Raw genomic sequence first — 9282 nt, 5'->3', positions numbered from 1 at the left:
CGCTCACTGGCCCCGGCCGCGCGCCGGATCGCCTCGATCTGCGCGGGCTCGTTCGCGCTGGCCGCCGCCGGTGTGCTCGACGGGCGCCGCGCCACCACCCATTGGCGGCACCTGGACACGTTCGCCGCACAGTTTCCGTCGACGACCGTCGAGCCGGAGTCGGTCTACATCCACGACGGCAAGGTCTGGACGTCCGCGGGCGGCACAGCGGGTATCGACCTGGCGCTGGCGATGGTAGCCGATGACTTCGGAGCTGCTGTGGCACAGGAAATCTCAAAGGAGATGGTGGTGCTCGGCAGGCGCATGGAAGGCCATCCACAGATCTCGGCGGCCGCCCGCACCCCCCGACCGAGACATCCCGGACTGGAGCGGCTGATGGCCACGGTGGTCGTCGACCCGGCCGGACACTACGAACTCGACACCGTGGCAGCACAACTCGGCATCAGCCCACGCCACCTCGCCCGACTGTTCAAGGCGCAGGTCGGTGTGACGCTGCGCGAGTACGTGAACCGGATCCGGCTGGAGAACGCCGTCGCGCTGGTGCTCGCCGGTGAGTCGTTCCACGCGGCGGCACGGCGCAGCGGGCTGCGCTCAGGCGCCCGGGTCCGCGACCATCTGGTCGCGCGACGTACCCCCGCGTAGCTCTACCGTTCGATGCCCGTGGTGCGGAACCGATTCCGGTACGTACTCGGCGAGATTCCGAGGTTGCGGCGGAACGTCCGCCGCATGGTGTCCGGTGTCCCGAACCCCGCCCGCCGGGCCACCGCGTCCTGACCCTTGTCGCCCGTGGCGAGCAGGACCTTGGCGGCTTCCAGGCGGGCCTGCTCGACGAACCGTGCCGGCGTCATCCCGACCTGCTCCCGGAACATCCGCACCAGATGGCGCTCGCTGACCGCGGCCCGCGCCGCCATGGCCGCGATGGAGTGGTCGGCGCCGGGATCGGTCACCACGGAATCCACCACCGCGCGCAGACCGCCCGTCACCGGCAGTGCGGATTGCGCCCAGACGCTGAACTGGGCCTGCCCGCCGGGCCGCTGCAGGAAGACCACCATCCAGCGCGCGACGCGGCGCGCGACCGCCGGCCCGAAGTCGCTCTCGACAAGGGCGAGGGCGAGGTCGATACCCGCGGTGATCCCCGCCCCGGTGATGAACGGACCGTCCTGGACGAACAGGGAGTCGGGGTCGACCATGACCTTCGGGTACGTGCGGGCCAGCGTCTGGCAGTGGGCCCAGTGTGTGGTCGCCCGGCGATGGTCGAGCAACCCGAGGGCGGCGAGCACGAACGCGCCGGTGCACACCGATGCGACCCGCCGCGCACGCGGCGCGAGTTCCCGCACCATGGCCATCGCGTCGGGAACCGAGTCCGGTGTCGGCTCTTCGGGGATGTCGTGAACGCCCGGTGTGAACGCGAAGTCGGCCGGCACCCCGCCGGGCACGACCAGCGTGTCGATGGACTCGGGAGCCTCGGCCAGCGGCAGATCCGCGCTCAGCTGCGCATAGGCCGTCGTACCCACGGGCTCACCGGTGGGTGACACCAGAAGCACCGCGTAGCGCGCGCCGAAGTCGTTGGCGCGGGCGAAGATCTCCAGCGGCGCCGCGACGTCCTGCAGCGTGACCTTGTCGTAGAGCGCGAACACCACGGTGCGGGTATGGTCGGCCACCACGGAGGAAATGTAGCGGGCTTCTGTTACCGCCGGATTGCGTTCTGTCTCAACCGAGAATCGCCGGCATGGAGTCCCAGCCGCGGACCGTGGCGGTGCGCGAGCGGCGGGCGTTGGCAAAGTCGATGTCCCACTTGGGGAATCGCTTGAGCACCTCTTCCAGCGCGACACGGCCTTCCAGCCGGGCCAGCGGTGCGCCGACACAGAAGTGCGCGCCGCGACCGAAGGTCAGGTGGCCGCCGGGTCTGCGGCGGATGTCGAACTCGTCGGGGTCGTCGAAATGCCGCTCGTCGCGATTGGCGGAGGCGAGCATCATCAGCAGGGCGCTGCCGGACGGGATCACCTGACCCTGGAACGTCACATCGTCGGTGGCGACGTAGCGCGCGACGTGCGGGCCGGGCGGTTCGAAGCGCAGCAGTTCCTCGATCGCCCCCGGGATCAGCGACGGATCTTCGGCGAGTTCGGTTCGCTGATCGGGATGTTCGGCAAGCACCTTGCCCATCCAGCCGAACAACCGGCCGGTGGTCTCGACGCCGGCGCCCGCGACCACCGCCAGGAACACGATCAGTTCCTGTTTGGTCAACTTTCGCGTGGTGCCCGTCTCATCTTCGAACTCCACCGCGAGCAGCTCGGTGATGAGGTCGTCGGACGGGTTCTTCTCCCGCCATTCGACGTACTCGCCGAACATCTCGCCGGTGAAATACCGCTCCTTGTCGATGTTGATCGGCTTGCCGGCTTCGTTGCGCAGCACCTCGTTGGCGTGGGCGCGCACCGCGGGCTGTTCGGAGTCGGGGATCCAGGCGAGCATGCCGATGGTCTTGATCGGCAGCTCGGCGCCGAGGTCCACCACGAAATCGAACCGGTCCTGTCCCACGAGAGGGTCGAGGCAGGCGACGCAGAACGCGCGGACCTTGTCCTCGATGGCACGCATCTTCTTCGGGGTGAACGCCCGCGCCACGATGGCCCGGTGGATGGTGTGCACCGGCGGGTCCTCGTTGATGAAGATACCCGCCGGGATCACCGGATCGGTCAGCACCACCTCGAGGATGTCACCTTTGGCCGAACTGAGACGGGCGGTGTCCTTCAGCGCCGCGTCGACGTCGGCGTATCGGCTGATGCCCCAGAAGTTGTGCCGTTCATTGAAATACACCGGCGCCTCGTCTCGCAGCCGCCGGTATGTGGGCTACGGGTCTAGGTCGATCTCGACATCCCACGGGTCGTAGTACAGGTCGCTCATCGTGGATTCCTCCCGCTCGGCCGCCCGCAGCATAACCCAACCGCTGTACGTCCGTACAGCAACCTGCCGGCTCAGCCCCTCACGCCGCGACCGCGTCGGACTCCTGCGCATCGAGTTCGGCACGCTCACGTTCGATGCGCTGAGCGGTGGGGACCGCGATCCACAAAGCCAACAACATCGCTGTGACGCCCGCGACAATCTTGCCGATCATCAACGGGGCGATGAGATTCGGCTGAAAATTGGCCGTGAAGGCCAGGTGATCACCAATGAGTGCCGAACACGTGGTACCGAATGCGACCACCAGCACCTTGTCCTTGGCCGGCATGTGCCGGATCAGGTGGAAGGCGGCCAACATGTTGGTGGTGGCGGCCAGAATGCCTGCGGTGCCCTCGCTGCTGATACCCATTCGCGTGCCTACCGCGGTCAGCGGCTTGTCCAGGTAGGTGCGAATCGCATACACCAGCGGGAATGCCCCGGCCAGCACGATTGCGACGTTGCCGACGACTTCGAGGGCCCGCATCTGATCATCGGTGTCGGCGATGATCGGGTCAAATGCCCACCAGCTGAACATCGAGCTGAAAAAGCCGGTCACATGCTCGACTATCGAGACGGCCAGCACCAGGTAGATCGCCGCATTGAGGCCACGGCCGAACCAGATGAACCCGGTGATCATCGCGCGCGTCGCGAAGTACAACCCGGCCGCGATGGCGACGGTGACGATGATGACGGGCAGCAGATTGACCAGGACGTCGATCAGGGAGAAGCCATCGAACGTCGCCGTCGACGGGCCATCGGTGCCCACCTCGCCGCGCACCGTTCCGTCGCCAAGAATCAGTATCCCCATGGTGACTACCACACCGAGTGGCACGGTCAGGATGCCACTCATGATGCCCAGCGCGAAGTACTTGTGGTCACGGACGTCCAGAATCGCCAGTCCCACCGGGATGATGAACGAGATCGTTGCGCCCACGAGGAATCCGTTGATGGAAGCCGTCATCCAGGCACCGGTCGAGTCGGCGGTCACATGGGCCAACTGGTAGGCCCCCATGTCGCTGGCGATCAGGGTCGTGGCCGCCATCGCCGCATCGGCGCCGAATGGCTCGTAGATCTTGCCGAGGACATTCTCGACGAACCAGGCCAGGTACGGCAGACCGGCCATGATGCCGGCGACCGGGATGAAGAGTGGGCCCAGCGCATAGACCCCTCCTTGAACTCGTGGCCGATTCCACGATCTCCGCGGAACGCCAACGAGATTGCGCCGATGACGACGAACGTCATCATCAGGTAGATGACGATATTTCCAAGCGTGGCCATGCGGACTGGTTCCTTTCAGCGAACCGAAAAGCGGACGGCGAGTGGGATATACGTGGTGCCTGCGAGTTGTATGTGAATACGGCTACGCATTTCGCCGCTCACGGTTTCGTCGCCAGTTGACACCGGCGGTGACCAGCACGCCCACCGCCGCTGAGACGACGCCGATCCGGACCGGGGCCGGAATGTCGGTGACGCCTGCTTCGATACGGGCGGGCCAGGTACCCATCCGGCCCTCGGCGACGATGCGGGTGCCGTCGAGCCGGATCCGTTCGAAGGTGTATGGGAACTCCCCAACCGGTGAGGTGACTTTCATTGCGGCTGTCCAATCCTGGGTGCAACGGCGGTATGGGCCTGGGTTCGTGTTCCGGCGTAAGCGAGTGCCGATCGCGCAGCGCGCTGCCCGATCTGTGCTGTGCTCTCGGCGCGGCCGGGCTCGCGCTGCGCATACACGGCCGGATCGTCGTCCAGGACGGCGCCGTCGACGTTGCGGTACGGAACGGCCGGGCCGGCGAGGATCAGGCAGTCACTGGCGATGTTCTCCGCCTTCGAACCTTCTTCGATGGTGACGCCGGTGATCCGCGGCATTCCGTGGGTCGCGGTGATACGGGCGCCAGGTCGCACCGTCAACGTCGAACCGGTCGTCCGGGAGTCCGCGCCTACCCACAGCACGGAGGCGGCCCGTCGCCGCCCGGTGGTGATGGTCTCGACGCATTCCGCTGCCCACGGTGCGTCACCTGCAACGACAACGTTGGTGCCCAGCCGCACTCGCTGCGCGAGCAGATGCAGCGCGAGGGTGGCCGGCACGACGCCGGCGCAGCGATGGCCGTCGATGTGCAGCTCGGTGCGGGTCGGAGGGCGATGTCCGGTGGCGATGACGAGTGCGTCGGCAACCGCGAGCCCACCGCGATCGCCGACGGCGAGCAGTCGGTCGCCCTCCCAGCGGATCACCTGGGTGCCGGCGGCGAATCGCACGCCCTGCCGTCGGGCGTGGCGGATGAGACGGGCATGATCCCGGTCTGCCCAGTGTTCTCCACCGGCGACCGGTAGCCGTTCGTAGACGGTGACGTCGGCTGCCGGGGCGAGCGCGACCGCACAGTGCAGCCCGGCCAGCCCGGAACCGGCGATGGCGATGTGGGGTTTGGCGGTTGTCATCGTTGTTCGGTCTCCCATTGCGATCCGGGTTCGCCCTGGCGGATTTCCCCCGGCTTCTCCCCGGTGGCCGCAGAGAGGATGAAGCTGACGCCGACCGAGCAGTACGCGCCCTGGCAGCGTCCGGCCGTCGCCCGGGTCCGTTTCCGCACCCCGTCGAGCGAGGTGGCCGGCACCGGGCCCCGACACTCTGCTGCGATCTCCGCGGCGGTGACGTGTTCACACGCACACACCACCATCGGTTGCTGGTCCGGCGCCGCGTCCGGGCGGGTGGCGAACGCGGTTGCAGCCGCGTCCGTTTCGGACTCAGCCAACCGGGACAATGACGGAACCGTCTCGTGCACAGAGACTTTAGTCACCAGGTCCATGATTTCGGTGTCGATCAGATTGGCGACGTAACCAGCCACGGCCGGCGCTGCCGACACCCCCGTGGACCGGATGCCCGCAGCGTGGACCAGGTTCGGCACTTTCGGTGACACCTCGATTCGGTAGGTGCGGTCACTGGCCGGGCGGAGCCCCGAGAAGGACTTCGTGACGTAGCGGCGGTCCACACCGTCGGGCAGCAGGCGCTGCGCCTTGGCCCACACGCTGTCCAGGGTGGGTCCGTCGGTGGATTTGTCTGCGCGGTCTTCCCTGTCGTCGGCAGTGGGACCGACGAGGATCGTACGGTTGGTGGTCGGCACGGCGTATATACCGCGGGTATGCGGTGTCGGTGCAGTGCACATGATCTTCGGCACCAGGTGGCCCACCGCGCGATCAAGGAGTAGGAACTGCCCCTTGCGTGGCCACATCGTGAAGGGCTCGGCCGCAGCCGCGTTCGTGATGCGGTCGGCGTTGACGCCTGCGGCGTTGACCACCGCTCCTACGGCGACCGATCCCGCGGGTGTGACGACGTGGCTGACCGCGCCGGACGGATCGTGCCAGAAACCGGTGACCGGGGTGGAGCGGCGCAGTTCCACACCGTTGAGCACGGCCAGTTTCGCCAGTCCGATGGTGAGCCTGATCGGGTCGATGATTCCTTCGCTCGGCACGTGCAGCGCCTCGACAGCGGTCGGCGCGGCTGTCTTCGCCGCGCGGCGTAATGCGTTGCCGGAGAGCAACTCGGCCTCGACGCCCGCCTCGGCCGCCTGTGTCGCCAGATTGCGCAGCGAGTCCGAGTCGCCGTCGTCGAATGCCAGGGACAATGCCCCGATGCGTAGGAACGGGACATCCAGTGCCCGGCAGACCGCCTCCCACTGGGGGCTTGACTTCAGGATCAGGTCCGATTCGAGGCTTCCCGGCGGGAGGTCGTAGCCACTGCTCGCGATCGCCGAGTTCGCCTTGCTGGCGCCTTCGGCGACATCATGGGCCGCCTCGAACCACACGACCCGCACCGCGCGCCGCGACAATTCCGCGGCGATCGCTGCGCCGATGACGCCGGCACCGATGACCGCGATGTCGTATCGCTCTGTGCTCATGACTCCCGTTCTCCGGTCCGCCGGTAAGCGGCTTCGATCAACGCAGGCGGTTCCAATGCGGCGGTGGATTCCACGAATTCGCGCCATCGCGCACGCTCGATAGCGCGCTGCGCCTCCGGCAGCGTCGGCTCGACGATGCGGGTGAACTTCGTCCGGACGGCCAGACCGGCGAGATCCAGTTCGCCGGCACCGATGGCCGCCAGGCCCGCGGCACCCGCAGCGGTGTTGTCATGGTGATCGGCGATGGAGATCGGCCGCCCGCACAGGTCGGCCTGACGCTGCATGAGCACCGAATTCCTGCTGAGGCCGCCGTCGGCACGCAGGACAGCGGGTGTCCCCAGCTCGGCATCCACCGCGTCGATGACATCGGCGACCCGCTGGGCGATGCCGTCGAGCACGGCATAGGACATGTCGTGGCGGTCGGTGGATGCCCGTATGCCGCTCAGCACTCCGGCGGCTTCGGCACGCCACCATGGAGCTCCCACCCCGGTGAAGCTCGGCAGGAACAGGGGATGCTGCATGCGCAACCCGAAGTCCGAAGCCGCTGGGCACGCAGCGGCGAATTCGGCCACCTGTGAGGCGGTTTCGGCCAGTCCGAGCCGCACCAGCCAGTCGACAGCGGTGGCGGCGCAGAAGACGCCGCCTTCGATCGCCCACGCCTTGGATTCCCCCGGGATGGTCCAACCGTAGGTGGACATCAGGCCGTGGCCGGGACGTCGTGGCGCGGGACCGACATTGGTGTCGATGAAACAACCGGTGCCGTAGGTCATCTTGGTGTCCCCGGACGCGATCGCGCCCAGTGCGGCCATGGCCGCGAGTTGGTCCGCGGCGTTGGCGTAGAGCGGCGCACCGAGGGTGGTGGGCAGCGGCTCGGCGAACACGGTGTCCACCATCGCCGGCAGCAGATCGATGTCGATGCCGAAGGCAGCCGCGACGTCTCTGTCGAAGTGCAGGTGGTCGAGCGACATCAGCTGAGTGCGACTGCCTGTCGACGGATCGGTCACGTAGGCGCCGAACGCCAATCGGTGAATGAAGAACGCGTCGAGCGTCCCGATCGCCAGGGTGCCGTCCGCAGCTGCGGCGGCGACCTCAGGCAGGTTCAGCAACGCCCAGGCCATCCGCGCCGCCGAGTAGTACGGGTCGAGCCGAAGGCCGGTGATCTCTTCGATTCGGTCCGCGTCGGGGCCATCAGCCACGCGGTCGACGACGGCACCGGCACGTCGGTCTGACCACAGTATGGCTTTCGACAACGGTTCTCCGGTGCGCCGGTCGAACGCGATGATGGATTCGCCCTGATTTGCCAGGCCGATCCCCGCGAGCTGGGCGCCGGGAACTGACGCGACGGCTTCCCGCACGGTTTCTTCGATCGCCGCGACGAGCGCGTCACCGTCCTGCTCGTCCCAGCCCGGGAACGGATGTGTCGTCACCGACGGTCTGCGTGCAGATGCGACGCAGCGACCGTCATCGTCGTACAGATTCGTGCGGGTGCTGGTGGTGCCCTGATCCACACCGGCCCACACCCGGACCACGGACCCGCGGTGAGCCGGCGGCGTAGTCATGACACCTCCACACGAGACGACGATCGCAGTATCGAATCACAACCGATCAGATGCCGCAACAGATTGATCGTTTGTGATCGTTACTAGGATGTGATGCCGTGCCCGAACGCCACGCCGAGGAGCGTCACGCGCTTCTGCTCGAACTGCTGTCTCGTCAGCAGTTCGCGTCCCTCGACGACATGCAGCGTGTCACGGGCGCCAGCTCCCCAACCGTCCGTCGTGACCTGTCGCTGCTCGAACGGCAGGGGCTGCTGAAGCGGGTGCGCGGCGGCGCGTCACCGGCCGCGGTGTCGAGCACCCTTGACGAGGCCTTCGATCTCCGCCGACGGCGGAACGCCCGCGAGAAGGGCGCCATCGCACTCGCCGCAGCCGACCTGGTCAAGAGTCGTTCGTCGATCCTCCTCAACGACGGAAGCACCACACTCGCGCTGGCTGAGGAACTCGTCTCGCGCGCACCCTCACTGTGGGTCGCGACAACTGGGTTGAATATCGGCGAACGTCTGGCCAGTGTCCCGTCATTCGAGGTGATCGTGATCGGCGGCGCCCTTCGCGCCTCGTCCTTCGGAACCAGCGGACCGCTCGCCACGGCGGCCATCTCCCAACTCAGCGTCGACATCACGTTTCTCAGTTGCGATGGAGCCGATCTCGACCTCGGGGTGCGATTCAACAGCCTGCTCGACGCGGAGATCGCCGCGGCGATGGCCAAGCAGTCGCAACGCGTCGTGGTGCTCGCTGACCGCTCCAAGATCGGGCAGCGCGCGATCGCCGGCTCGATTGGATGGACCGACGTCGATATGCTCATCACCAACGAGATCGACTCGAATTGGCGCGAGCGTCTTCGGCGCGAGCATCTCGAGGTGATCGAAGCGCAACCGTCATCGACCGGAAATGGTTCGACGGCTTAG

Annotated in this window: 8 protein-coding genes and 1 pseudogene; 2 read left to right on the top strand and 7 right to left on the bottom strand. The window is 67.1% G+C overall.

Annotation, left to right across the window (positions count from 1 at the left end):
* A partial coding sequence (locus ASJ79_RS15865; RefSeq protein WP_067956811.1) for a GlxA family transcriptional regulator occupies positions 1-642 on the top strand: 642 nt, incomplete at its 5' end.
* Between the two features lie 2 nt (positions 643-644).
* Here the strand turns inward: ASJ79_RS15865 and ASJ79_RS15860 are convergent.
* The 7 genes and pseudogenes from ASJ79_RS15860 to ASJ79_RS15830 form a co-directional block, all read right to left on the bottom strand.
* On the bottom strand, positions 645-1661 hold the full coding sequence (locus ASJ79_RS15860; RefSeq protein WP_197420234.1) for a GlxA family transcriptional regulator: 1017 nt from the start codon (positions 1659-1661) through the stop codon (positions 645-647).
* Between the two features lie 49 nt (positions 1662-1710).
* Positions 1711-2898: pseudogene (locus ASJ79_RS15855) on the bottom strand (cytochrome P450).
* A gap of 79 nt (positions 2899-2977) precedes the next feature.
* The gene (locus tag ASJ79_RS15850) at positions 2978-4057 is read right to left on the bottom strand and encodes an ethanolamine utilization protein EutH (protein WP_231750866.1); all 1080 of its coding nucleotides are present in this window, start codon (positions 4055-4057) and stop codon (positions 2978-2980) included.
* Positions 4058-4294: 237 nt separating this feature from the next.
* On the bottom strand, positions 4295-4525 hold the full coding sequence (locus ASJ79_RS15845; RefSeq protein WP_067956807.1) for a hypothetical protein: 231 nt from the start codon (positions 4523-4525) through the stop codon (positions 4295-4297).
* A complete protein-coding gene (locus tag ASJ79_RS15840; protein ID WP_067956804.1) occupies positions 4522-5364 on the bottom strand; it encodes an FAD-dependent oxidoreductase in 843 nt (280 codons plus the stop codon). The genes ASJ79_RS15845 and ASJ79_RS15840 overlap by 4 nt, the downstream gene beginning before the upstream one ends.
* Entirely contained in the window at positions 5361-6818 is a 1458-nt protein-coding gene (locus ASJ79_RS15835; RefSeq protein ID WP_067956801.1) for an NAD(P)/FAD-dependent oxidoreductase, read from the bottom strand. Before ASJ79_RS15835 ends, ASJ79_RS15840 begins: the two co-directional genes overlap by 4 nt.
* Positions 6815-8377 carry an FGGY family carbohydrate kinase gene (locus tag ASJ79_RS15830; RefSeq protein WP_082753859.1) on the bottom strand — a complete coding sequence of 521 codons (1563 nt, stop codon included), beginning with the start codon at positions 8375-8377 and terminating at the stop codon, positions 6815-6817. The genes ASJ79_RS15835 and ASJ79_RS15830 overlap by 4 nt, the downstream gene beginning before the upstream one ends.
* A gap of 98 nt (positions 8378-8475) precedes the next feature.
* Between ASJ79_RS15830 and ASJ79_RS15825 the strand changes: the two genes are divergently transcribed.
* Positions 8476-9282, top strand: a complete 807-nt coding sequence (locus ASJ79_RS15825; RefSeq protein ID WP_067956796.1) for a DeoR/GlpR family DNA-binding transcription regulator — start codon at positions 8476-8478, stop codon at positions 9280-9282.

The organism is Mycobacterium sp. NAZ190054 (assembly GCF_001545925.1).
Classification (GTDB): Bacteria; Actinomycetota; Actinomycetes; order Mycobacteriales; family Mycobacteriaceae; genus Mycobacterium.
Note: the sequence above shows the minus strand (reverse complement) of the source record. Positions and strands in the feature narration are given on the sequence as shown.